This is a genomic window from Desulfosediminicola ganghwensis (genome assembly GCF_005116675.2).
Classification (GTDB): domain Bacteria; phylum Desulfobacterota; class Desulfobulbia; order Desulfobulbales; family Desulfocapsaceae; genus Desulfopila; species Desulfopila ganghwensis.
In genome coordinates, this window is sequence record NZ_CP050699.1 from 4,744,242 (window position 1) to 4,769,647 (window position 25,406).

Below are 25,406 nucleotides of genomic sequence, written 5' to 3' on the forward strand. Positions count from 1 at the left end.
CATGGCAGAAACCACGATGCGCAAATCTCAGCCTTTAGACCAATTCCTTTATTGCGTGGCTAAAGCAAATACCATATATTAATTGCCCAGTTTATTAAAGCCCGACATGATAAATTTCATGCGACTTTCAAACCCAGTTTGAGGTATTATGGAGCTCAGGAAGCAAGAGTAAATGAGCTATTCATTTCTCGTTATGCACCCTGCGCATCACGGTCGGATTAAGTTCGTTGTAGGTGGAGTAGTTGCGCTATAATCAACTTGCTGTTGACGCCTGTTTGTTTTTGACAATCCGGCGCGTCTACCGCAAGGGATGAGGGACGGAATTTCAACACGATATTCTCAAGTAAGCCGATCATTGCCATTCATCAGTTCTCGCTGCAGGCATTCAACCGGTACTACCCCCAGGCGCACAGGAAACCAGGTAGGTTTCACCGGAAATGAGCCGGACCTTCACAGGATAGCACATTTTTTGATTTTATTGTGGCGCATTAGTCACAGGTTTGTTTCTGCCATTTTTGTGTATCAGGCAGAACGCACTCAAACTCGAGACATCTTAAAGGAGAACAGCAAATGTCGCGTAAAATGGTAACTATTGATGGCAACCAGGCATGTACCCATGTCGCATATGCCACGAGTGAGATTATCACCATTTACCCAATCACACCGTCCTCACCGATGGCAGCCGATTCTGACGCCAAGGCAGCTCACGGCCAGGAAAACATCTGGGGCACGGTGCCTGTTGTAACTCAGATGCAGTCCGAGGCGGGTGTTGCCGGTGCAGTACACGGATCCCTCACCACCGGCGCACTGTGTACCACCTTCACCGCATCACAGGGTCTTCTTCTGATGATCCCGAACATGTACAAAATTGCCGGTGAGCTTACTCCGACCGTATTCCACGTGTCTGCCCGTGCACTTGCCTACCAGGGTCTCTCCATCTTCGGCGATCACTCTGATGTCTACGCTGCTCGTCAGTGCGGCTGGGCTATGCTCTGTGCGCAGAACGTTCAGGAATGTATGGACATGGCACTGATCGCCACCCAGGCCACCCTGAAGTCCAGAATTCCGTTCATGCACTTCTTTGACGGTTTCCGTACCTCCCATGAGGTTCAGAAAATTGAAGAGCTCACATTTGACGATATGCGTGCCATTGTTGACGAGGACCTCGTTAACGAGCATCGCACCCGCGCTCTTACTCCGGATTGCCCATCTATTCGCGGTACCGCTCAGAACCCGGATGTAAACTTCACCGGTCGTGAGACCGTGAACAAGTACTACGACGCCACTCCTGCCATCGTTCAGGACACCATGGACAAGCTCGCAGAGCTCACCGGTCGTCAGTACAACCTGTTCGATTACTACGGTGCTCCCGATGCAGAAGACGTCATTGTTATCATGGGTTCCGGTGCTGAGACTGTAAGTGCCACCATCGACTACATGGTCGCCCAGGGCGAAAGAGTCGGTATGGTTATCGTTCGCCTGTACCGTCCGTTCGACGCTGCGGCAATGGTTAACTCCCTGCCAAAAACCGTTGAGCGCATCACTGTTCTCGATCGTACCAAAGAGCCTGGTTCAATCGGCGAGCCGCTGTACCTCGACGTTCGCGCTGCAGTAGCAGAGGCAGTAGAAGCTAACCCAACCGCTATTCCACCAGTAATTTTCTCTGGTCGTTACGGTCTTGGTTCTGCAGAATTCACCCCTGCAATGGTTAAAGCTGTATTCGAAAATGCTTCTGCCATGGCTCCGAAGAAGAGATTCTGCGTTGGTCCACACGACGACGTATCCTTCACCAGCCTTGACTACGATGCAGACTTCAACATTGAAAGCGCCGACGTCTACCGCGCGCTGTTCTACGGTCTGGGTTCTGACGGTACCGTAGGTGCCAACAAGAACACCATCAAGATCATTGGTGCTGAGACCGACAACGCCGCTCAGGGTTACTTTGTATACGACTCCAAGAAGTCCGGTTCCATCACCACCTCTCACGTACGTTTCGGTGACAACAAAATCGCCGCTCCATACCTGATCAATAAGGCAAACTTCATCGCCTGCCATAACTTCACCTTCCTCGACAGCTACGACATGCTCTGCAATCTCGAAGAAGGCGGCACCTTCCTGTTGACCTCCGGTTACAACAAGGATGAAGTATGGGCCAAAATGCCTAATCGCGTTCAGAAAGACCTCGTTGATAAAAAAGCGAAGTTCTTCGTCATCGACGCAATCGCTCTTGGCCAGGCTCTCGGTCTTGGTGCCCGCATCAACATGATTATGCAGACCGCATTCTTCATGATCTCCGGCATCCTCTCCAAGGAAGACGCTGTTCGCTCAATTAAAAACGCGATCAAGAAGACCTACGGCACCAAAGGCGATAAAGTCGTTCAGATGAACTACGATGCGGTTGACGCTGCCATCGAAAACATCGTTGAAGTGGAAGTTAAAAACGATATCACCGGTCACGAACTGCCTCCGACCGTTCCAGCTGATGCTCCGGAATTCGTTAAAAAGGTTACCGCCAAAATCATCGAAGGCAAAGGCGACAAGCTGAAAGTCTCCGAACTGCCAGACGATGGTACCTGGCCGACCGCCACCACCCAGTACGAGAAGCGTAACATCGCTGTTAACGTACCGAAGTGGCTCTCTGAAAACTGTATCCAGTGTGGCCAGTGTTCCTTTGTATGTCCTCACGCTTCCATCCGCACCAAGATCGTACCTGAGCTGGCAAACGCCCCTGAGGGTGTTGTTGGTCTCAACGCGGTTGGCAAAAACTTCAAGGGCCAGCAGTTCACCCTGCAGGTCTTCACCGAAGACTGTTGTGGCTGTACCCTCTGTGTAAGCGTATGTCCTGCCAAGACCAAGGCTCTGGAGATGACCCCGAACACCGAGGAACTGCGTACCATTGAGAAGCCTAAGGTTAAGTACTTCCTCGAACTGCCTGAGATCGATCCTGCTCTCATCAGCCCGGCCACCGTTAAAGGCAGCCAGCTGCTCCGTCCTCTGTTCGAGTTCTCCGGTGCATGTGCAGGCTGTGGCGAGACTCCATACGTCAAGCTCGTATCCCAGCTGTTCGGTGACAGAATGGTAGTAGCTAACGCTACCGGTTGTTCTTCCATCTACGGCGGTAACCTGCCGACCACTCCGTACGCCAAGCGTGCAGACGGCCGCGGACCTGCCTGGGCTAACTCCCTGTTCGAAGACAATGCCGAGTTCGGTATCGGTATGCGCTTCACCGCCAATAAGCTTGGTGCTCAGGCTCTTGAGCTGGTAGCCAAACTTGCTGACGAAGGTTCTATATCTGCAGAGCTCGCTGAGAAGATCAAAGCTGCTCCACAGAAAACCCAGATGGACATCGAAGCACAGCGTGCCAACGTGGCCGAGCTGAAAGATGCTCTCAAAGACAGCTCTTCTATTTTCGCTAAGCGCCTGCTGCCAATCTCAGACTATATCGTGAAGAAGTCTGTATGGATTATCGGTGGTGACGGTTGGGCATACGATATCGGTTACGGCGGACTCGATCACGTACTCGCTTCCGGCGAGAACGTTAACGTTCTGCTTCTTGACACCGAGGTATACTCCAACACCGGTGGCCAGATGTCTAAGTCTACCCCGCGTGCTGCTACCGCACAGTTCGCATACGGTGGCAAGAAGTCTGCCAAGAAAGATATCGGTATGATCTTCTCTACCTACGGCAACGTATACGTAGCTCACGTTGCTATGGGTGCAAATCCTGCCCAGACCGCTAAAGCGATTGCAGAAGCTGAAGCATATGACGGACCTTCCCTGATTATTGCTTACTCACACTGCATCAACCACGGTATCAACATGGCAAACGGCCTCGAGCAGCAGAAGAAAGCTGTTGCATGTGGTCACTGGCCGCTGTACCGCTACAACCCAGAGCTCGAGGAAGCTGGCAAGAACCCACTGACCATCGACTCTAAAGAGCCTACCCTCGGTTTCGGTGATTACATCCTCAGCGAGAACCGTTACAAGATGCTCAAGCGCATCAATCCTTCAGAAGCTGACGGGCTCATCGCTCAGGCAGAGAAGGATGCAATGAAGGCCTGGAAGTTCCTCAAAGGTCGTCGCGACGCTCTCGAGCCGGAGTCTACCGAAGAGTAATATCAAGGACTTGAAAGTGCTAAGGGCCCTCGATCCAGAGGGCCTTCAGAACTGACTTAAGTCACTGGTTAAAACTCAAAAAGGGGCTTTTCCTATATAGGAAAAGCCCCTTTTTTTATAACTAAACAGCAAGCTTACCGAAAGACAGCAGCATAAAAAAAGGCCGCTTCCAGATAACGGAAGCGGCCTTTTAATGAAACGAAGAGGAAAAGAACTATTTCTTTTCCAGTTTCAGATCGTCAATATCCTCTTTCAGGGCTTCATACTGTCTGATCGCCTGGAGCACTGAATCATCCTGCTCCTGCTTCATCTCGCTTACCTTAGCCTGAATCTTCTCCTCTCGTATTTTCAAGTCATCATCCTGCACGCCAAAAAGGCTTGAGGCAAGATAGCGGAAGGAGAACAGCATCAGTTCCACGTCATCTTCCTTGATCTTCTCAAGCAGTTCCTCTGGAACTATGTAGGTGGAAAGGAAAGAACTCTCGAAAATAAAACGACGAAAAGTAGCAAGATCGGTAGAGGCCATAAAAAACATACGCTTGGCCTGCTCAGACAGGGTTGCCTGCTTGCCATGGGACTTGCGGCGCATTACGAGTCGCAACCACTCCCGGTTCATCTCATCACGAACATCAACACCCTGGTCTTCACGCCACTCGCGAACGGTCCACTCTTTATCTTCTTCGTGACCCTTGCAGTAATCTTCCTTAACGACGAAATAGAATTTATCGTCTGCTCCGAAAGTCTCATTGCCGTCAGCGTCTTTCTGACCACCCTCGTGAAAATCCGCCATGCCAACCGGATAATAGCGGCAGGCCGATGGACGATCAGTGTAAACGGTACACCCATCCGGAGTCACAAAAGGACATTTGTTGTCTTCCTCGCGCATCTTGATCATGACACCGGGCATATCGGTGTTCTCAAGATACGTGGGCAGCGTATACTGCTGCAGGAATTCATGGGCCGGCACGCCAAGTCGCTTGCTCAAAATCAGGATGTCATACGGAGTCAGCACAATCTTGATTCCACCACAACAGGCTGTAAAGCAACTCACACCAGGATGACAACGGAACTTGATCTTACTGTCCAGAGTCAACTTCTTGGGCATGATGTTCGACGGATTTTTGTCCTTACCAAAGAGAGCTTTCTCTTTAGTCATATTCTGCTCATTACTCATCACATCACCTTATATTAAAATGGTTACTCAGTTCCATGATATTTCCTGCATTTCGCGGGAGGGTAGTATAATATACTGCTGGCAACGTTGTGTCAAACCCAATTCAAAGGACCTAATTTCTGGTAACTACGCTGTTCCGGAAGCTAAATAAATTTCGCTTGAGTACTACTACTTAGCGCCTCACCTATTCTTTCCCCTTGCGGTTTTACCCGAATGTTCGTATATCAACATTCGGATTATGAAACTTCCTGCTTGACTTGCAGTACGGAAACACCAGGTTCTTCCCCCCTCGAGGTAATACATTTCATGAAAGTATTTTTTCCCCCTATTGATTTATCAGCAGCAAGCACAATCGTTTATCATGTTCCAGGAGGCCCGGCCCTCACTGTTAATCTCGACGGTGTAGAAGAGTATATCGACCTCGAGCTGGAGATGGGACACGTGTGTGACACATCGGATATTGACGGAACTGTACACTTTTTTCCCAGGGGCAACGCCTAAGCTTGAACTTTATCCACCCGGTCACCCGCCCTTCCCTGACTGCTCTTCACTGGCCGACCTCATAATTCGCACTCAGCTGAATTTTGCGGCCATAGATTTACCATGACCATTACCCATTTTTCTATCGATACCAGCTCCGACGGGCATGTACACACTAAGCTGTGCAATCATGCCACCGGTGAGATGGAAGAGTACGTTCTCTCCGCCATAGATCGCGGTCTGAGAGAAATGTATTTTTTGGAACATCTTGAAGCAGGTGTGAATTACGCCCCCAGAACCTGGCTCACCGAAGCTGATTTTGCCTACTATTGCGAGGAGGGGGAGCGACTTCGCCGGAAATATGCAGACCGCATATCTGTGAATATCGGTATCGAACTTGGTTACAACTCCAGCCACAGCAAGGAGCTTCTAACAGGCGCGCGGGCCAAACCGTGGGATAGAATTGGCTTATCCTGCCATTTTCTGCAGATTCCCGGCTCTAATAAGCATATCAACCTGCTCAGTCGCAAACAGGAGAACATCGATCGCGCCAGGGAGTATGGTCTTGGGACTCTGCTCAGCCTCTATTACGACACCTTATTAGAAGCAGTGGAAAATATTCCGGCGGATGTACTTTGCCATCTCGACGCGCCTTTGCGCTATAGTGGTCCTATTCAACTAACCGACTATCACCTTGAGCAGATTGACCGGTTACTTACCGCCGTCAAAGCCAAAGGCATGGCCATGGAGATCAATACTTCGGGTATCCCGATCCGTAAAGAACCTTTCCCTGCCAAGCCCCTGGTAAAAATGGCTCTTGATCATGGGATTCAACTTGTGGCCGGCTCCGATTCACACAAACCGGAGGATATAGGCCGACATTTTGACGAACTCGAAATTTATATCGCCGAAGTGAAGGCTTTATAACTCGATTATCTCCGCTTTTATCCATAAAAAAATCCCCGTATGGCATATGCCGTACGGGGATTTTTTTTAAGCTCTATTAGCGTTGTTATTCAGGCAACCAATCTGCGCCCATGCGACGGATCACATTGAAACCACCGGGCAATACAAAGTGGTTCTTCTTGCCAACCGAATCGAGAAAAACCTGAACCTCGTATGAACGGGAACCTGCATTGCAGAAAATGATCAGGGTCTTATCATCCGGCAGCTCATTGTAACGTTCACGTATCTGCTCATACGGCAATGAGTTCCAGATCTCTTTACCGTGCTTTTCCTCAAACGGTGCTACCTGCTTGGGATGACGCACATCGAGCACCTGCCAGTCAGGTTTGCTGGAATGATCGGCCATCCAGGCAAAAAACTCAGACATCTGGATCTGACGCATCCTGCCGTCACAAATGTTGTCTGCTACATAGCCCGCCGCGTTGATCGCATCGATGGCTGGTGAGAATGGTGGTGCGTAGGCCATTTCCAGATTGCCGAATTCATCGATGGTGGCACCGCCTGCGATAGCCACCGCTGCAGCATCAATGCGAGCGGAGAGTCCATCATTCATCGGGCCGACACCTTCCAGGCCCAGCACTTTTCTGGTTCTGCGGTCAAAAACCAGCTCAAAGCAAATAATATCCTGGCCTGGAAAAAAGTGTGCCCTGTCTGATGGTGAAGTAAGAGAAGTATCGGCATCGTAACCTTCAGCCAAAGCCTCTTTCAGACTCAAACCAACAGAGCCGATAGAGATCTCAAAAGCTTTCATGATGAACGCCCCTGCGCTTCCCTTGAATAAAGACGGAATGCCAGCCATATTGTCCGCAGCCACACGACCTTCCCTGTTGGCCAGGCTACCGAAAGGAGCAACGAAACGCTTTCCTGTCACCAGGTGTGGAATTTCTACACAGTCACCCGCTGCATAGATGTTTGCATCTGAAGTCTGCATCCGCTCGTTCACCACAATACCACCGGTGGCTCCAACCTGAAGGCCGGCATCAACTGCAAGCTGAGAACGTGGGCGAACACCCGCTGCCATAATGACCAGATCGGCTTCCAGGGTGCGGTTAGCAGTGCGAACACCTGTCACCTTGCCGGCTTCGCCTACAATCTCCTCGGCGGCCTCGCCCAGATAGACCTCGACGTTGTTATCCCTGAGATGTTTGGTGAGAATTGCAGCCATATTGGTGCCTACCGCTTTGGGCAGCAGTTGATCCATGAATTCGACAACTGCCGTCTCTACCCCCCATAGATCGGTGAGAGCCTCGGCCATCTCAAGGCCGATTGCCCCGCCGCCGATTACCACCGCCTTTCCTACCTGGCCTTTGGCGATTCGTTCTTTAATATCGATTGCTTTATGCAGATCACTGATGGTGAAAACACCATCGAGATCTTTACCGGGGATTGGGAGTACAAACGGCTGGCTACCTGTGGCAAGCATCAGCTGGTCATACTCGAGTGTGCCCTTTTCACCGGTCTCTACCTTTTCGATTGAGACGGTTTTATTCTCCCGATCAATAGCCACGGCTCTGGTGGAGGTAAGGGTCTTGACCCCCTTGGCGCAGGCAAAGAACTTCTCATCACGAACCATGTGAAAGCTGGTGGAGCGGAGTTCTTTCTCATCCGCCACATCACCGGAAACATAATACGGAATACCGCAACCGCCGTAGGAGATTACGCTATCCTGATCCACCATGGTCACATCTGCGTCAGGCATCAGCCTTTTCAATCGAACGGCAGCTTTGGGTCCGGCCGCAACTCCACCAATAATCACTATTCTTTTACTCACTTCCGCCTCCGGTAGGTTTATATATTTAACTGGAAGTTATTATGAAGATAACACTATAGCGTCGTACGCTATTTTCAGACATATGAACACTATCAGCACAAAAAGACAAGCCGATTCAGGTTTAACCTGTGGCGATGATTGCTTCATGGAGACAGCCTGTAACCTTCTATCTTATCAGGCCAGCACCAGATATGTAAGGAAAGCGAACCCTCCGACAGCCTCTCAGGATCCCGATCTCTCAAGTAAATAATCAAGACGCAACCGGTGTCGCTGATCAAAGAGATTTTTACTGGTAGCCCAGATAGCCGCAATTACACCGAAACCTGTGCCTGCTGCGATCAGCATCATAATCAGAATCTGATACTTCACCGCCTCAACGGGTGGAGTTCCACCGAGAATCTGACCGGTCATCATGCCGGGCAGGCTTATAATTCCTGCTGCCGCCATTGAGTTGATGATCGGCATCATTCCCGTTCGCATGCAATCTTTGCGAATCTGCTCGCTCGCCTCCTGCCAGGTCTGTCCCAGCATCAATCGTTGCTCCACGACAGCACGCTTATCATAGAACATCGTCGTTAGACGATCAACAGCCAAAGCGATACCTGTCATGGTGTTTCCAAGCAGCATCCCCAATAGCGGGATTGCATATTGCGGGGTGTACCAGGGGTCTACCCGTATAACGACCAATATGGAAATACAGGCCACTGAAAAGGAAGAAACGAACATAGCACCAGTCCCAATCAGATAGCCGGTACGGCCTCGAAAACGTCTCTGCTGCCTCGCCTCGACCTCTCTGCCAGCCATGGCAAGCATTATAAACGACATCAGCACAACCAGCCAACCGCTGGCATTGCCAAATAAAAACTTTAGCACCAAACCGATAAAAAGGAGTTGAGCTGTCATCCTGCAGGTGAAAATAATAAGCTTCTTCTCAATACCCAGACTCAAACACATGCTGGTCACAGCCAGAGCAACGAGCAACAGCGAGGCCAGCCCGAGATCGAAGGCGCTCAGAGAAATTACATTCATTGTGTCCTCTTTGAGGAAACCTTTTGCGGTTGCATCATAGACATGGAGTTTCTTTTAAGCTCTAAAATGCTTGAGGCCACCCTTGCCAGTTGTTCCTTATCGTGACTCACCCAAAGCACAGAGAGATTCTGTTCCTGCCTGAGCTGACTGATAAGACGTTCGAGTTGGTCTGTGTGATATGCATCCAGACCTGAAGTTGGTTCATCAAGAAGCAATACCTGCGGTTGTAAAACCAACGCCCGAACCAGCGCCAACCGCTGTTTCTCGCCGGTGGACAACCTGCTCACATGCCAGTTCAAAACATCGTCGTCAAAACCGAGTGCCACGATTGCCCTGTTGAACAGTTCAGTGTCCAACCCTGTGGTGAAATGTGGTTTTACAGTGTCATGCCACCAGGCCGATTCTGCGGGCACCATCAAGACTCTGCTTCGCCACCTTTGTGGGGCAACACTGTCTATCGGCTCCCCGAAAAGAGTGATGGTGCCGGAGTGGGGGATGAGATCGGCAAGAGCCCTCAGCATCTGGGACTTCCCCACACCGGACTGTCCGCTGATACCGACGCATTGGCCTGTCGGCAGCGAGAAACTGTATGGTCCGTTTTCCAGAAACTCAAGAGATTCAACTACCAGGCACGTCGGGGAGGTTGAGGCGAAAGATGAATTATTCAAGTTGTTCTCATTTGACAGGAAGCTCGATCGAGAAGGTTGTGCCTTCATTTAGAGTACTCTCGACGTGGATGGCACCGTTATGACTTTCTACTATATTTTTGGTAATAGCCAGACCGAGACCGGTACCCTTGTGCTTATCAGTAAAAAACGGGGTGAAAATCTTGTCAAGTTTGTCGCTGTCCATGCCCGGCCCGCTGTCCTCTATGGCAATGACCAGATTCTCTGATGAATTTACCAATGTTGCGACCTTCAGCTTACCACCCTGTTCCATAGCCTGCAGACCATTTATCAGGATGTTAAGGAGCGCTCTATACAGCTGGGCGTCATCTATGGGGATCAGTGGCAGGTCGGTCGCCAGATCGATTTCAAGCTCGACATTCTGTTCCTTGATCATGGGTGAAGCAAAATTGAGCACTTTTTCCATCAGGACATTAACATCGCCCATTGCCAGCTTTGGCGCCTGAGGTCTCGCAAAATCGAGAAACTCTATAACAATATCGTTCAAGCGACTGGTTTCATCGACAATAATCCTGGCCAGATGTTCATTCCCCGGGGCGACCTTTAAAATACGCTTCTCAAGTATCTCAGCGGTACTGCGCACTATGCCAAGCGGACTTTTAATCTCGTGGGAAACCGTGGCCACCATGGTACCAAGGTGGGCGAGTCGCTCAGCCTGATTCAATTTCTCCTCAAGGCGCAACCGCTCGAGAGCCCTGGATTCAATTATCCTGCCTGCTCTGGCAACAATCATTCGAAGGACCAGAAACAAAACCATCATTACCGCACTGGATACCGCAATAATGCTGCCCTGAAGCCTGATAATATTGGTGTACTCATTGCTGAGGTCTTTGGCGATTTCAATTACGCCCATTATCGCCTCAGTCCCCTCTCCTGTTTCCCTGACCTGCCTGAAGGGTATGTAGCTCGATAATTCACAACTTGGAGGTTGATTGACCGGTAGTAAGTTCAACACACTACCTTCATAGTGCAGCCTGGAGTTGGCTATGCCCTGGAGAGCGAATTCATACTCAGGCCCACCAAGATTTTTTCGCCCCACCATTTCCGGAATAGTCGAATATGAAATGATATTTATTGAGGAATCGTAAATAGTCACCGACTCGATCTTCATCCCCTGAATAACACCTCGAACAATGGCGTCGAGATTGGCGAACTGCTCAGGATGGCTCAGGGCAATATTTCCATAACGAACAACGGTCGGCAGAACAAATCGTCGAAACACCTGCTGATTGAGGTTTTCAGCCAACACCATGGAATACTCTTCACTCTGTTTGAGCATGACTTTGCGAGCATTGTTGGAAATTGCCCAGGAAAGGAAGAGCGTAAAGATGAGAATGAAGAACAAACTGGAAAAAGTGAAATATTTGACCAGGGTAAACGGCTGCAAGCCCGCATCCAGAGTCTTTTTCTTCTGGCGGGCCTTTATCTCCTCAGCAACCCTCGTTGCCTCTTTATTCATTGCAAACACCGCAACGGCGGCAGATTGAGGTGTCACAGGCACTGGTCGTTTTTTCATCAAAGGCCCGCTGATATTCGCACCAGAGATAATCGTGCTTTATACCATGATCAATGACATACCAGCCGAACCAGCTGCTTTCATCAAAACCGCATATGGCAAACTGCTCGGGGGTGAGCGCGTTCTTTTTCATGGCCTGTTTCCAGTTTAGACCACGTTCCGCCATATCATTTAAAACCGTAGCGATACGACGATCCGCCCTGGCCAGTACCGCCTGAAACAATACACTCTCCGGCTTGTCAAACTGCAGGTGTACGTTGGCAATTTTCGACAGTTCCCTGCGCAGCAATTTCTGCCTGCGCTTCAACTCCATGACCACTTTTTTACTATCACCCAACTCACCTTTCGGTAGTGGGTCACTCATGCCAAAGGGATGATATTGAAAGGGAGTCCAGGGCTTCGGCGCAAAACAGTTTACCGAGATGCCTATTTCGGTGAGCCTGCCGCGTGCTTTGCCAATGGGATCAATTCGATCCTTGATCTTTTTGACCAGATCAATAGCTTCCTGCAGATCCTCGTCACTCTCTGTGGGAAGCCCGATCATCAAGTAAAGCTTCAGTTTGAATATGCCGGCGTCAACCAACCGTTCTGCGGCATCGAGCAGATCCTGCTCATCAAGTCCCTTATTAATAACCCGTCGCAGACGTTCTGAGCAACCATCCGGGGCGATGGCCACGCTTTTCAATTTGCTTGCCGAGAGCAGGTCGATGAGAGGCTGGTTGAGTCTGTCAGCCCTGAGAGAGGAAAATGAAAGGGCACAACCGCTCTCTCGCAGATAATCACTGATCATCTCTAAAGATTCACTGTTCGCCATCTCCATACCAAGCAGACCGACACGATCAACATCACTGTAGCGTGCCCGAAGCCCTTCCACCACAGCATCGCCATCCCACAGCCTCGGTGGACGATAAATAAAACCGGCTGCACAAAAACGACAACCACGGGAGCAGCCGCGACCCAGCTCGGTAAGATGCATCTCTGAGAACTCAGCTTCCGGCGTTATAAGCTGGGAATGCCCGGCAACAGGGGATTTCTCCACCACGGATTTGGTCACATGCTGAGGAATCCCTGCCTCTGCCTGATAGCTGGAGAGTAGCCCGTCTTCATCATAAACTGGTGTATACAGGCCCGGCACATAACAACTGGAACGAGTGGTGGCTAAAGACCTCAGCAATTCACTGCGCGTTTTTCCCTCATAGGAATCAGCGATTTCCTGAACCAACCCAGGCAGAACAGGTTCTGCCTCACCCAGAATCATCAGGTCTACAAATGGTGCCAATGGTTCAGGGTTCATGAAGGTGGCGACGCCACCACAGATAACCAGTGGCTGCTCGCTGGAAATACTCTCGCTTCTGTTGCCGGCAAACGGTTCTATTGAGGCCGCTCGCAACATCTTCACAAGATTCAGATAATCGTGCTCGAAGCTGATGGAAATAAAGATGAGTGGAAAATGGTTCAGGGGCCGCTGTGATTCCATGGAACGCAGCGGTTCTCCATTTTCAGGAAGGAAAAATCTCTCGCAGACCAATTGATCATCTTCAGCGAGCAGGGCATAGACCAGCTGATAACCAAGACTGGACATACCCACTTCGTAAGTGTTTGGATACAACAGGGCAACAGGCAATCGCCCTGTCCATTTTTTCAGGTAACTGCCTTTTTCCAGGGTCAGCCTGGCATCTCGTTTATTCGAATACCCCTGTGCTTTCTTATACTGCTTCCTGATACGTATGCCCTCAAAACTAATTGGCTTTTTTGCGTAAGTACGCCGGTGTCTCCAGCTGATCCTCGTTCTGCCAGGAAGGAATATCCCGCTTGGCTTCAGCATCACTGGATTTATGCACCCCAAAGGGGTCAGAGGTCTCGAAATTTGAACCCGGCAACCTCGTCACTCTTGGATTATGTCTATTTGGTGCTGCAGGTTTAGCTGATGAATTGACCGTATCCATTTCTCCGGCTGATATATGCTCCCTGTCAGCTCTCTTTACGTGCAGTTCATTTACCTTGGCGATAGCTTCTTTCTTGCCGGTAATATCACCCACACCGGTGGCAATTACAGTAACGTGGAGTTCATCATCTAAAGAGTCATCATAAAGTGCACCGATTACAACCTTGGCATCTTCATCCACACGTTCCTGGATAAGTTGTGAAGCCTCCATAAATTCAGACATGGAAAAGGTCTCTTCGGAAGCGGAGATATTGATAAGCAGGCCACGGGCACCATCGATACCAAAATCTTCCAACAGCTGATTGTCGATAGCTTTGCGTGCCGCTTCAACCGCACGATGCTCTCCAACCGCAGCGCCTGACCCCATAACCGCCGGACCAACTTCTTTCATTACGGTTCTGAGATCGGCAAAGTCGGCGTTGATAAGCCCCGGCACATTGATCAGGTCGGTTATACCTTTCACCGCCTGCAGCAGCACATCATCGGCCATGCTCAACATATCCGAAAGTTTGCTGTTTTTCTGCATCAACGACAACAAACGGTCATTGGGCACGGTTATAATGGTGTCGACATACTTCTGCAGTTCATCCCAACCCAGGTCGGCATTCTTCGAGCGGAACTTGCCTTCGAAGTTGAATGGTTTGGTCACCACTGCAACAGTAAGCGCACCAAGCTCTTTTGAGACTTTTGCCACAACCGGGGCTGCACCGGTACCGGTACCACCACCCAATCCTGCCGTGACAAAAACCATGTCGGCACCCTTCAGCGATTCCTTAATATCCTCAAGGGATTCCAAGGCAGCCTGCTCTCCGGTCTCCGGCGTGGCGCCGGCTCCCAGCCCTTTGGTAACACTTGGGCCAAGCTGCAAGCAGACATCAGCCTTTGATTGCATAAGGGCCTGCTTGTCGGTATTGGCTGCGATAAAATCCACACCCTGCAGTCGATTGGTAACCATGGTGTTGATCGCATTGCCGCCACCACCGCCGACACCGATTACTTTTACGACTGCTACACCTTCTACTTCTGCCATTCTGAACGGCATACGGTTCCCCCTGCTACTCAATTAGATTATCGCTTGGGTAATGCGACAACCATAACATTCAAATAGTGCATAATATAGCACTTACACCCGTTCCAATAAACAAAAAATTACAGTCACATGATTTTTTTGACCCAGCCTTTCAGCTTGTCCAGAGCCGATGGTTCCCTGTTCTGAATTTCGCTATTTTTGTTCCTGCCAAATAGCACCAGGCCGGTCGCGGTAGTACAACGTGGCGAGTGAATCTCGTCCAATTTACCACAAACACCTGACGGATATCCTATACGGACAGGCAAATCAAAAATTTGTTCTGCTAAATCGATAATATTTGCCAGCAGCGCGGTTCCGCCAGTGATGACGATACCGCCATTTATCTTATTTTTCTGGCCACTGGCAACAAGCTCCCGATCAATCATTTCAAGAATTTCAATGGTCCTGGCCTCGAGAATGTCAACCAGCACCTTCTGGGTAACCTTTCGGGGCTGTCTGTCTCCGACAGTTGGTACGTCCACCACGAGATTCGGCTTGATAATTGATGAGATAGCCCCACCATAATCTTCCTTCAAGCGCTCCGCCTCCTGCAGGGGAGTCCTGAGCCCCACAGAGAGATCGTTGGTAAGGTTGTGTCCACCGAGACCAATCTCACAGGTATGACGGATGGTACCTTCACAAAAAACCGCTACATCTGTAGTGCCGCCACCAATATCAACCAGCGCTACCCCTAGTTCCATCTCATCAGGGCTGAGGACCGCATGGGCTGAAGCTATAGACTCCAGTACCAGCTCGGCAACTTCAAGATTTGCCTTGTTGCAGCAGGTCACCAGATTGTGTACTGCTCCGATATCCGCGGTGACGATATGTACATTTGTTACCAGCCTTACACCGGTCATCCCCAGAGGGTTCTGAATGCCGGTATGATCATCAACCATGTACTCCTGTGGCATTACATGAATAACGCGCTGGTTCTCGGAAATTTTCACAGTCCTGGCGGCATTGATCACATCGTCAATATCCGACTTTTTGATCTCCCTATTATTTACCGCCACAATACCCGGACTATTAAAACCTTTAATGTGATTGCCTGCGATGCCGACATAGACATAACTCGAACGAAGATTGCATCCAGCCGACTCTTCCGCCAGGCGCACCGCCTCCTTTATGGAGTTCACGGTTGACTCGATATTGACGACTACACCTTTCCTGAGACCGTTTGACGGTACTGTGCCGGTGCCGATTACGTCAACCCTGCCCGGAAAGACCTCACCGACAATACAACAGATTTTGGTGGTACCGATATCAAGACCGACAATGATATCACCAAACTCCCTCTCAACCGGTTCAAGTTGTTCATCTACCGGCTCGATTTCGTCTACCGGTTCGTGTACGACCGACTCAAGTTCTTTGTTTTCTCTCATTTCGTCAACTCGACTCACTCTGTGCAACCAACACTTTACCGTTGTAATAGTCCATTCGGATATACTCCACACCTGAGAGTAAAACTCCTTTTCCCCGTCCTCTGTACAACGAATCAAGCACTCTCAACAAACGAGAATACTTTTGTCTAATTTCACCCCTGCCAAAAAAGATAGGGAACTTGTAATCGACCAGATAAACAACCAGCTCGCCTCTCTCATTTATATGTATCTCCGATACCGACTGGGCCGGAAGATTCGGATTATTCTGGCTCACTACCCGGATGAAATCATAAACATCACTGAAAATCGCTTTCTTCTCCTGCTCATCGTTTACGCGATCCAGGCCGGTGATAACGGGAAAATCAACATCATCCTCAGCTGAAACCCGCAAAAACGGCAATCCGTACCGGTCGACATAATAGAGCTGTGGTTTGCCGCTGGTGACCACATTCATCAAGGCAACCGGTGTGTACTCTTTGACCGAAATGGCGATATCAGTCGGCCAGTTTCGTTTTATACTGACCTGACTCACCCAGGGATGCTTGCCGATGTTGTTGACCACCCTGGCCTGGTCCAGGCCCAGCAGACTGGTCTGGTACAGGGTTATGCCGGATAGCTGTCGGATCTCTTCTTCCGGAACAACCCTGCAACCCGAATACTGTATATTGCGTACCTTGAAAAAAGATAGATCCGCCAGCAACATCCCCACCCAACCGGGCCCACCGAGAGCGAGGAAAAGGCTGGAAACCACCAGCAAAACTGCTGCAGGCGCCAACCACACTTTCCTGGAATCTGCCAAGGTACCGCCCTGGGTGTACCTGTTATTTACATGCACCCGTTTTTTTCGAAACTTTTTGCTAACTATCTGCCATAATTGCTTTTTACTTTTGGCTTTGATCTCGGGCGTGGAGGCGAATTTATAGCCTCGCAGATCGCTGTTACTTGCGGTCTGTCCTTTTTTCCTCGACAGTAATTCACGCTTACACTGCCTTAGAAAATCGGAGAACTCATTGAGTTTTCTCCGTATTTGAAGCAACTTCAACTTCAGGGTCGCACCTCCGGATCAGTAGTATATTGCTTTCTCCATCCCTGTTATTTCTTGAGCAGCTCGAGCAATTGTTCGCCCACCCGCACAATATTTCCAGCACCCAGCGTCAACACCAGGTCTTCCTCACCGATATCACCCATGATGCTTTCAGCCATATTCTCCACCGAAGGGATGAACCGTGTGTGTCGCTGGCCATGCCGCTCAATCTCTGCTAAAAGCGACTCACCGCTTACACCTTCTATGGGCTGCTCGCTTGCAGCGTAAATATCGGTAAGCACAAGCACATCGGCCTGGTGAAAGGCGGTGGTAAAATCTTTGAACAGCGCCTTGGTCCTGCTGTAACGATGTGGCTGAAAGAGCACCACCAGGCGTTTTTCCGGCCATGCCGCCTTGATCGCAGACAACGTGGCCCTGATTTCAGTTGGGTGGTGTCCATAATCATCAACAACCGTGATGCCCTTGACTTCACCTTTTTTCTGCATCCTTCGCTGCACACCTGCATAGCTGGTCAGTGCTTCAGCAATGGTACCAAATGGTATCTCAAGCTCCAGGCCAACACAGATTGCCGCCAATGCATTATAGACATTGTGCTTACCCGGTGGAGCGAGGTTGACCTCGCCTAGCATACCGCTCTGATCACTTACCGTGAAATGAACACGCCCATCTTTGAAATGAACATTTTCGGCATATACGTCTGCCTGGGAATTCAGACCGTATGTGATGATGCGTTTCCCTATCGTTGGCAGCAATTCCGCAATGTTTTCATCGTCAAGACAGAGAATAGCCGCTCCGTAAAACGGTATTTTATCGATGAAATCCAGAAATGCCTGTTTGATCTGGTCAAGGTTCTCGTAATAATCGAGATGTTCCAGATCGATATTTGTTACCACCTCAAGCACCGGCGACAGCTTCAGAAATGAACCGTCGCTCTCATCTGCTTCAGCGACCAGGAACTCCCCCTTGCCCAGTTTGGCGTTGCCGCCTAAGGCATCTACCTTGCCGCCAACCACAATAGTTGGATCAAGATTAGCCTGAGCCATCATCCAGCTCACCATGGAGGTAGTCGATGTTTTGCCATGACTCCCGGCAATCGCAATGCCGAACTTTTTCAATCGCATCAGTTCGGCAAGCATCTCAGCACGCTGAATCACTGGTATGTGCTGTTTTCTTGCCTCAAGCACTTCCGGGTTCTCTGCGGAAATTGCAGAAGAAGTCACCACAACATCAGCGCCCTCTATGTTGCCACCCTGATGACCCTTAAAAATTATGCCGCCGAAGGTAGCCAACCGATCTGTGATCGTTGAACAGTAAAGATCTGATCCTGATACGGTGTAACCGAGATTCAGGAGCAGCTCTGCGATACCACTCATGCCTATGCCGCCAATGCCGACAAAATGTATATGTTTATTTTTTCGGTACATTCTCCACCCTTCCCGGGTTAATTTTTTCAGTTATCCCTTTTCCCCGGGTTCTGTCGGCATCTGCAACAGAAGCCAAACAGACATCCACGATCTTATCGGCAGCTTCCGGTGCTCCGAGACGCTTCATCGCCTTGCCCATTTCGGCTAATTTTGCCACATCTCCTGCCATCTCTTTGAGCGTATCCCGCACACTTTCCACAGTGAGCTCACTTTCACGACAGACAAAAGCTCCACCGCCCTGTGCATAGTGCTCCGCATTTTTCTGTTGATGATCATCAGCCGCATGGGGATAAGGTACCAGAAGTGCAGGCTTACCGAGCACAGCAAGTTCTGTCAAAGTAGTGGCTCCCGAACGCGACACGAGAAAATCTGCCTGCTCATAGACAGCTTTCATGTCCTCAAAAAACGCTGACACCTGGGCATCAACTCCGGCCTGCTCATAGCTCTTTTGCACCCAATCACAATCCCTGGCACCTGTCTGGTGAATCACCCGAAACTGCCCGAATGCTTTATTATTTGCGCTGCAGATCGCTCCGGTTACAAGCTTGTTCAAAGCCTGGGCTCCCTGGCTGCCGCCGAGCACCAGCAATGTGAACGGCTTGGGTTCATCCGTATCCTTGTTTTCGCCTGCAAGTGCCAGGATATCCTGCCGCACAGGGTTACCTGTGAACACAACTTTTTCCGACGGAAAAAATCGTTCACTTCCCGGCAGTGAAATACACACTTTTTCTACAATTGCGCCAAGCTTTCTATTCGCCATCCCCGGCACAGAATTCTGCTCGTGCACAATGGTCGGCACACCAGCGATCCGAGCTGCAAGCATCACAGGGCCGGTGACATAACCCCCGACTCCCAGGGCAACATCCGGCTTAAAACGACGGATATGCGACAACGCCTGGAAAAACGATATTGGTAACACTGCCAGGGCTTTCAGCAAGGCAGGGATTGTTTTCCCTTTCAGCCCATAGCTGTAGATCGAAGAGCTGGCAAATCCGTATTTTTCGAGACTTGTGGTATCAATTTTTCTGCGGGTGCCGATAAAAAGCACCTCGCTCTCCGGCTCTCTTCTTGTAAGAGCCTGTGCTGCTGCCACTGCCGGGAAGAGATGTCCTCCGGTGCCTCCACCGGTAATCAGCATTCGAATGGGTTTAGTTGGCGTCATTTTCGCCCCCATCAGGCATTTTTTCCGCCGACTGTTCAGCCACTAGCCGAAGAACTTCTTCACTGAAAACCTGCCCGCGATGACCATAGCTGTTGAACATGTCAAAACTCGCACATGCCGGGGAAAGCAATACGGTATCGCCGGCCTTGGCCAGCTGAGTTGCCTTGCGCACAGCATCCGCCATGGTTGTGGCCATATGCAGCGGCACAGCGCCATTGAAAGAAGTCTTCATCTTTTCAGCAGCTTCACCGATCAACACAACATCTTTGGCCTTATCGCGGATCGCCGCTTTCAGCATGCTGTAGTCTTCACCCTTTTCCCGACCGCCTGCGATTAAAACAGCTTTGCCGGAGAGCTGCTCAAGAGCTGCGATGGCCGCTCCGGTATTGGTCGCTTTCGAGTCATCGACATAGAGCACGCCACGGTGTTCAGTGACCTGCTGCAAACGATGGGGAGCTGGGGTAAAGGATCTCAAGCCTGCCATAATTTGATCATGTGTAAGCCCCAGGATCTTGACGGCCAAAATCGCCGCAGCCGCGTTCTGGGCCCCGATCTTATTGGCAAGCACTGTTCCTGCCAGGTCGTAACACTCTTTGTTTTCAGCCCCTGACAACCAGATTTCATTGCCCTTGATCTGTGCGGCGTATTGCTTCTGATCACCACTTGTCCCAAACTTCAGACAATTGCTGGTAATCTTATCTGCAAGCTGCACACAGAGCGGATCGTCGCCATTGATAATGGCCGTATCTGCCGCTTTCTGGTTTGCAAATACTCTCATCTTGGCCGCCGCATATTCCTCGAGGCTGCCGTGACGATCGATATGATCCGGGGTGATATTGAGCAATACTGCCACCTGGGGCGCAAAGGTTCCAGCCATCAGCAACTGAAAGCTTGATAGCTCAAGAACCATCACCTCAGCATTGCCTCCCTCGTGCAGATACTGCACCAGGGGGGTACCTATATTCCCGCCGACAAAGACATTTATGCCTGCCTGTGCCAGAATTTCGCCGATCAAGGCTGTCACAGTAGTTTTGCCATTGGTGCCGGTTACAGCTACCACTTTCATGGAAAGCGATGGCGCGGCCACTGCCAGTTCACCAACCACAGGAATGCCAAGCCTGGTGAGACCGAGAATCACATTATGGTCCTGGGGGATACCTGGACTTGCAACCACCATATCCGCCTGCTGCAGGAATTCCAGAGTATGGCCTCCTGCTTCCCATTGCAGCCGGCTGTTTTCCAGCAACTCAGCCTCATCGGCAACAAGCTGTTCTGCCGAACGGTTATCTGATACAAACAACTCTGCTCCGAGGCCGAGACAATAGCGCACCATGGCCCGACCAGTTACTCCCAGCCCGATAACGCCGACCTTCATTCCCGGCTTTATTTTCAGTTCTTCATGCATCAGCGCAGTTTCAGGGTTGCTATGGCAAAGAGGCCGAGAATAATTGAGACAATCCAGAAACGAACTACCACCTTGGGCTCATGCCAGCCTTTTTTCTCAAAATGGTGGTGAAACGGTGCCATCAAAAAGATACGCTTGCCGTTGGTCATCTTGAAATAGCCAACCTGCATGATCACGGACAGTGCTTCCATCACGAAGATTCCACCGACTATGGCCAACAGAAATTCCTGTTTGATTATTATCGCCACAGAACCCAGCGCACCACCTAAGGCCAGTGAACCGGTGTCCCCCATAAATATCTGCGCAGGGTACGCGTTGAACCATAAAAATCCGAGACAGGCCCCAAATATCGCACCGCAGAAAATCGCCAGTTCGCCGCTGCCCTGGACATGCGGGATTTGCAGATAATCAGCCAGGACCGCATGCCCCGCCAGATAGCAGAACACCAGATAGACAGCCGAAGATACCACAGTAGGCCCGACGGCAAGGCCATCGAGGCCATCAGTCAGATTTACAGCGTTGGATGAACCGACAATGACCAGGATCGCAAAAACGATGTAAAACCAGCCTAAATCAGGATTAACATCTTTCAAAAATGGTAAACTCAACTGCCCATCATAACCGGGGTGAAAAAAGATAAAGAGCCCGACAACCGCGGCCCCGAGTATCTGCAGGAGGAGCTTAGCCCTGGCACTGAGACCGGCTGTGTTCTTCTTGCTCACCTTCTTGTAGTCATCAAAGGCTCCGATCATGCCGAAAAATACTGTGATAAAAAGCAGCAACCAGACCAATGGATTATCAAGCCGCGCCCAGAACAGGGTCGACAGCGTTATCGAGGCAAGTATTAACAAGCCACCCATGGTTGGCACCCCCTGCTTGGCAAGATGGGTTTCCGGGCCATCATCTCGTACTACCTGGCCAATCTGTTTGCGCTTGATCATGCGAATAAAAGCAGGACCAAAGATGATCATTATCAGAAAAGCGGTAACCGCCACCCCGATAGAGCGAAAGGTTATATATCGGAATACATTGAATCCGATAAATTCAGTGTGCAGTGGATAGAGTAAGTGATACAGCATTGTTCAATCTCGGCTAATTTTGTTGCGGGTTTAAAAGGGGGTTATCGAGTTGGTTTTCTACCTTGCATGACATCATTACTCAACCCTTTCCTGTCAACCTGGCAACTATTGTCTCCATCCGTAATCCACGGGACGCCTTTACCAGAATCCAGTCACCTTTGGTGACTTTTCCATCATCTTCTAACTTTTCAATCCATTCCGGAACGTTATCCTTATCGTCGAACCAGATCACAGCGTCAGCGGCCATACCAGCAGCTCGAGCTGCTGAGACAACGTCACCACCGAATTCTCCAACCACCGCCAGATAGTTCACATCAAGTTCCGCCACGACACGGCCTAACTGGCGATGAGCCTCGCTCGCCCCTTCGCCAAGCTCCAGCATATCACCCAACACTGCGACGCAACGACCGGAAGTCATCTCTTTGAGTGTTTTCAAAGCGACAACCATTGATGCGGGGTTGGCGTTATAAGTATCGTTTAATACACCTACGCCGCTTTTGGTCTTCAACTGCACCATGCGCCGGTCTGCTGGTCTGAAATCACCAAGCCCGGCCGCGATATCAACTAAGCGTATACCTGCTGCCACTCCTATTGCTGCTGAAGCAAGAGCATTAGCTACGTTATGGTAACCTACGGTATGGAGGCAAACTTCCTGCTGTTCGTCCCCGAGTTGCAGAGCAAATCTGATGAGGCCATCAGCACCGATACGGATGTCTGTTGCCAGGATTGTCGGATTGTTCCCGGCATCCGTTGAAAAACTGATCTGGCGCTGGCTGTAACTCTTTGCCATTTTTGCGATATGGGGATCATCGAGATTTATGATCAACACTGCATCCGCTTTTGCCTCTTCAAACAATTCCTCTTTGGCGGCAGCGACACCCTCGATGGTTTTCAACCCTTCCAGATGAACCGGATGAACGTTGGTAATACAGCAAATATCCGCTTCGGCTATTTTGGCCATTGTCCGGATTTCATCCGGTGCATTCATACCCATCTCGAGCACAGCTGCCCGATTCTGTGGACTAAGGGGAAGTAAGGAAAGCGGAAGACCGATCAGGTTGTTGAGGTTTCCCTTGGTCTGCAGTACCGCATTCTCTGGGTAATCTGGGCCTGCCGGCCATCTTCGCCTCATTATGGCCGCGGTCATCTCCTTAACGGTTGTCTTTCCGCAACTCCCCGTAATTGCTACCACACTTTGCTGATAGTGCCGGGCAAGCAACCTTCTTCTGTGTCGTGCCAGAGCCCCCAATGCCTCCAGGGTATCACTCACTTCAATCAGCGGCACTTGCAGCTGATCAGCCACAAAACCTTTTTCGACAACCGCACAACCCGCGCCTTTTTCTCCGACAGCGGCGACAAAGTCGTGGCCGTTAAAATTTTCTCCCCTGAGAGCTACAAAGATATCTCCGTTTTCAATCGATCTGCTGTCTGTGGAGACTTTGCCTAAACCCGGTTTACCTGCACTCAGGTCGGTTGATGTTACCAGCCGACCTTCAACCGCCTGGATCACCGACTCCATATTCCAGCTGAGCAGTGCTGTTTCAGCTTCAAGACAATCGTCAAAAAAATGTTTGCCGTTAATGCCGAGCTGATATTTTTCGTGTCCTTTGCCGGCTATCAGAACAATATCTCCGGCTCCCGCCGCTGCAATTGTCCGGGCAATAGCTTCTCGGCGATTACCTATCATGACAAAGCCGTGCTCACCCTCGGTTCTTGCCCTGAGCCATTCTTCATCCATTTGAGGACAGCCAGAGGCAAGCACGCCGGGCAGGATCTGGCTGCGAATCAATTCCGGATCTTCGGTACGTGGGTTATCATCTGTCACGACTGCGACATCAGCATATTCACCGGCAAATCCACCCATAACAGGGCGCTTGCCGTTGTCCCGATCGCCGCCACAGCCGAAGATGCAGAAGAGGTCCTTATGTGGCAACGCCTTCACTGTGGCCAGAACCTGCTTCAGCGCATCCGGGGTGTGGGCGTAATCGACGAAAACAACAGGTGGCTCAACAGACGTTCCGTCATCAACACTAATCCTTTGCAACCTGCCAGGTGCGCCAATCGAAACAGAAAGTGTCTTTATTGCTTGTGACGGTTGGATACCGAGAGCGAGGGCCAGCCCCAGGGCGGTGACATAGTTATCTACATTGAAATGCCCTACCAGCGGCGTCGTTACACTGAATTGCTGCCCATCGAGGACCAGATTGATTTCCGTTTTTTTCAGGGTGGATTGGTAGCTTTCAATACGAACATCCGCCCTTGCATCCTTGCCACAGGTGCGTAACCGAATACCATGCTGACAGCAGTAATCAACCATATTGCCCGACCAATCCTCAACTTCACCGGGCTGCTGTGGTGTTGAAATGATCGCGCAACCTGCAGGATCGAGATGATTGGAAAACAGAAGAGTTTTGGCAGCAAAGTACTCTTCCATCGTCGAGTGATAATCGAGATGGTCCCTGGAAAGATTGGTAAACCCGGCAATATTGAAGCGGAGATTGCCTATGCGCTGCTGTTCGAGCGCGTGGGACGACACCTCCATAATCACATATTCGACACCGGCCTCAGTCATTTCAAAGAGTAATGCCTGAAGCTGCATAGCCTCAGGTGTGGTGAAAGGGGATGGCAAAACAACCTGTTTGTCATCTACCAGATAGCGATAATTGATGGTGCCGATTACTCCGACGCTACAGCCGAGTCCTTTCAGCACATCCTCAAGCAGGTAGGTGGTAGTGGTTTTGCCGTTCGTCCCGGTGATCCCGATCAGCTTCACTTTCTCAGCCGGCCGCCCGTAATAGTTCTCGGCAATCTGTGCATAGGCGTAACGGCAATCAGGAACTTCAACGACTATCCCCTGCCAACCGTCTGCTACGTTCCACTCGGAGCCCTCTTCTACCACTACTGCTGCACAATTCTTTGCTGTTACCGCTGCAACAAATCTATGCCCGTCTGTGCGTGTACCGGGTAAAGCAATAAACAGATCATCCTGATCAATCTCCCTGGAATCACTGCTTACTTTACCTACCAGGCGCTGGGCACAACTCTCTTGTCCTGAATGGACTTCCTTGAAGTCTATTCCAGCAAACAACTCAAGCAGAGTTGCTGTACTTCCTGGGGGGAGCTTGTTCCCGGTTTTATTTTTCCGGTCGTCCAT

At 50.4% G+C, this 25,406-nt stretch carries 17 protein-coding genes; 3 read left to right on the forward strand and 14 right to left on the reverse strand.

Features of this window, described 5'->3' with window-relative positions:
• Positions 1–570 precede the first annotated feature (570 nt).
• Positions 571–4,116: a pyruvate:ferredoxin (flavodoxin) oxidoreductase gene (nifJ, locus tag FCL45_RS20400; RefSeq protein WP_136798744.1), complete on the forward strand. Its 3,546-nt coding sequence runs from the start codon at positions 571–573 to the stop codon at positions 4,114–4,116.
• A 214-nt stretch (positions 4,117–4,330) separates the two neighbouring features.
• On the opposite strand, the gene FCL45_RS20405 is transcribed toward nifJ, so the two are convergent.
• The gene (locus FCL45_RS20405; protein ID WP_228721380.1) at positions 4,331–5,272 is read right to left on the reverse strand and encodes a YkgJ family cysteine cluster protein; all 942 of its coding nucleotides are present in this window, start codon (positions 5,270–5,272) and stop codon (positions 4,331–4,333) included.
• A 324-nt stretch (positions 5,273–5,596) separates the two neighbouring features.
• On the opposite strand from FCL45_RS20405, the gene FCL45_RS20410 reads away from it, so the two are divergent.
• The gene (locus FCL45_RS20410) at positions 5,597–5,791 is read left to right on the forward strand and encodes a hypothetical protein (protein ID WP_136798742.1); all 195 of its coding nucleotides are present in this window, start codon (positions 5,597–5,599) and stop codon (positions 5,789–5,791) included.
• Between the two features lie 102 nt (positions 5,792–5,893).
• Positions 5,894–6,697 (forward strand): histidinol-phosphatase, encoded by an 804-nt coding sequence (locus FCL45_RS20415; protein ID WP_136798741.1) that lies wholly within the window; start codon positions 5,894–5,896, stop codon positions 6,695–6,697.
• Between the two features lie 85 nt (positions 6,698–6,782).
• Here FCL45_RS20415 and FCL45_RS20420 read toward each other — a convergent pair whose 3' ends face one another.
• From FCL45_RS20420 to FCL45_RS20480, 13 genes are all read right to left on the reverse strand, one after another.
• Positions 6,783–8,507 carry an FAD-dependent oxidoreductase gene (locus FCL45_RS20420; protein WP_136798740.1) on the reverse strand — a complete coding sequence of 575 codons (1,725 nt, stop codon included), beginning with the start codon at positions 8,505–8,507 and terminating at the stop codon, positions 6,783–6,785.
• Positions 8,508–8,729: 222 nt separating this feature from the next.
• A complete protein-coding gene (locus FCL45_RS20425; RefSeq protein ID WP_136798739.1) occupies positions 8,730–9,536 on the reverse strand; it encodes an ABC transporter permease in 807 nt (268 codons plus the stop codon).
• On the reverse strand, positions 9,533–10,204 hold the full coding sequence (locus FCL45_RS20430; protein WP_217907612.1) for an ABC transporter ATP-binding protein: 672 nt from the start codon (positions 10,202–10,204) through the stop codon (positions 9,533–9,535). Before FCL45_RS20430 ends, FCL45_RS20425 begins: the two co-directional genes overlap by 4 nt.
• 7 nt (positions 10,205–10,211) lie before the next feature.
• On the reverse strand, positions 10,212–11,738 hold the full coding sequence (locus FCL45_RS20435) for a two-component system sensor histidine kinase NtrB (RefSeq protein WP_228721381.1): 1,527 nt from the start codon (positions 11,736–11,738) through the stop codon (positions 10,212–10,214).
• Positions 11,674–13,320: a radical SAM protein gene (locus FCL45_RS20440; RefSeq protein WP_228721382.1), complete on the reverse strand. Its 1,647-nt coding sequence runs from the start codon at positions 13,318–13,320 to the stop codon at positions 11,674–11,676. Before FCL45_RS20440 ends, FCL45_RS20435 begins: the two co-directional genes overlap by 65 nt.
• A 157-nt stretch (positions 13,321–13,477) precedes the next feature.
• Positions 13,478–14,725 carry a cell division protein FtsZ gene (gene ftsZ, locus FCL45_RS20445; RefSeq protein ID WP_136798736.1) on the reverse strand — a complete coding sequence of 416 codons (1,248 nt, stop codon included), beginning with the start codon at positions 14,723–14,725 and terminating at the stop codon, positions 13,478–13,480.
• Positions 14,726–14,838: 113 nt separating this feature from the next.
• Entirely contained in the window at positions 14,839–16,137 is a 1,299-nt protein-coding gene (gene ftsA, locus FCL45_RS20450; RefSeq protein WP_136798735.1) for a cell division protein FtsA, read from the reverse strand.
• A 4-nt stretch (positions 16,138–16,141) separates the two neighbouring features.
• Positions 16,142–17,179 carry a cell division protein FtsQ/DivIB gene (locus FCL45_RS20455; protein WP_136798734.1) on the reverse strand — a complete coding sequence of 346 codons (1,038 nt, stop codon included), beginning with the start codon at positions 17,177–17,179 and terminating at the stop codon, positions 16,142–16,144.
• A gap of 50 nt (positions 17,180–17,229) precedes the next feature.
• A complete protein-coding gene (gene murC, locus FCL45_RS20460) occupies positions 17,230–18,606 on the reverse strand; it encodes a UDP-N-acetylmuramate--L-alanine ligase (protein WP_136798733.1) in 1,377 nt (458 codons plus the stop codon).
• A complete protein-coding gene (murG, locus tag FCL45_RS20465) occupies positions 18,590–19,768 on the reverse strand; it encodes an undecaprenyldiphospho-muramoylpentapeptide beta-N-acetylglucosaminyltransferase (RefSeq protein WP_136798732.1) in 1,179 nt (392 codons plus the stop codon). The genes murC and murG overlap by 17 nt, the downstream gene beginning before the upstream one ends.
• Positions 19,755–21,173, reverse strand: coding sequence for a UDP-N-acetylmuramoyl-L-alanine--D-glutamate ligase (murD, locus tag FCL45_RS20470; RefSeq protein ID WP_136798731.1), 1,419 nt, complete (start codon positions 21,171–21,173; stop codon positions 19,755–19,757). The genes murG and murD overlap by 14 nt, the downstream gene beginning before the upstream one ends.
• Positions 21,173–22,252 carry a phospho-N-acetylmuramoyl-pentapeptide-transferase gene (mraY, locus tag FCL45_RS20475; RefSeq protein ID WP_136798730.1) on the reverse strand — a complete coding sequence of 360 codons (1,080 nt, stop codon included), beginning with the start codon at positions 22,250–22,252 and terminating at the stop codon, positions 21,173–21,175. Before mraY ends, murD begins: the two co-directional genes overlap by 1 nt.
• Positions 22,253–22,331: 79 nt before the next feature.
• Positions 22,332–25,406 carry a UDP-N-acetylmuramoyl-L-alanyl-D-glutamate--2,6-diaminopimelate ligase gene (locus FCL45_RS20480; RefSeq protein ID WP_136798729.1) on the reverse strand — a complete coding sequence of 1,025 codons (3,075 nt, stop codon included), beginning with the start codon at positions 25,404–25,406 and terminating at the stop codon, positions 22,332–22,334.

What these genes read in the sequence shown, in the direction of transcription:
- nifJ (WP_136798744.1), top strand. Translation starts at nt 571, where the DNA reads ATGTCGCGTAAAATGGTAACTATTGATGGCAACCAGGCATGTACCCAT.
- FCL45_RS20405 (WP_228721380.1), bottom strand. Translation starts at nt 5,272, where the DNA reads ATGACTAAAGAGAAAGCTCTCTTTGGTAAGGACAAAAATCCGTCGAAC.
- FCL45_RS20410 (WP_136798742.1), top strand. Translation starts at nt 5,597, where the DNA reads ATGAAAGTATTTTTTCCCCCTATTGATTTATCAGCAGCAAGCACAATC.
- FCL45_RS20415 (WP_136798741.1), top strand. Translation starts at nt 5,894, where the DNA reads ATGACCATTACCCATTTTTCTATCGATACCAGCTCCGACGGGCATGTA.
- FCL45_RS20425 (WP_136798739.1), bottom strand. Translation starts at nt 9,536, where the DNA reads ATGAATGTAATTTCTCTGAGCGCCTTCGATCTCGGGCTGGCCTCGCTG.
- FCL45_RS20435 (WP_228721381.1), bottom strand. Translation starts at nt 11,738, where the DNA reads ATGAAAAAACGACCAGTGCCTGTGACACCTCAATCTGCCGCCGTTGCG.
- FCL45_RS20440 (WP_228721382.1), bottom strand. Translation starts at nt 13,320, where the DNA reads ATGTCCAGTCTTGGTTATCAGCTGGTCTATGCCCTGCTCGCTGAAGAT.
- ftsZ (WP_136798736.1), bottom strand. Translation starts at nt 14,725, where the DNA reads ATGCCGTTCAGAATGGCAGAAGTAGAAGGTGTAGCAGTCGTAAAAGTA.
- ftsA (WP_136798735.1), bottom strand. Translation starts at nt 16,137, where the DNA reads ATGAGAGAAAACAAAGAACTTGAGTCGGTCGTACACGAACCGGTAGAC.
- murC (WP_136798733.1), bottom strand. Translation starts at nt 18,606, where the DNA reads ATGTACCGAAAAAATAAACATATACATTTTGTCGGCATTGGCGGCATA.
- murG (WP_136798732.1), bottom strand. Translation starts at nt 19,768, where the DNA reads ATGACGCCAACTAAACCCATTCGAATGCTGATTACCGGTGGAGGCACC.
- murD (WP_136798731.1), bottom strand. Translation starts at nt 21,173, where the DNA reads ATGCATGAAGAACTGAAAATAAAGCCGGGAATGAAGGTCGGCGTTATC.
- mraY (WP_136798730.1), bottom strand. Translation starts at nt 22,252, where the DNA reads ATGCTGTATCACTTACTCTATCCACTGCACACTGAATTTATCGGATTC.
- FCL45_RS20480 (WP_136798729.1), bottom strand. Translation starts at nt 25,406, where the DNA reads ATGGACGACCGGAAAAATAAAACCGGGAACAAGCTCCCCCCAGGAAGT.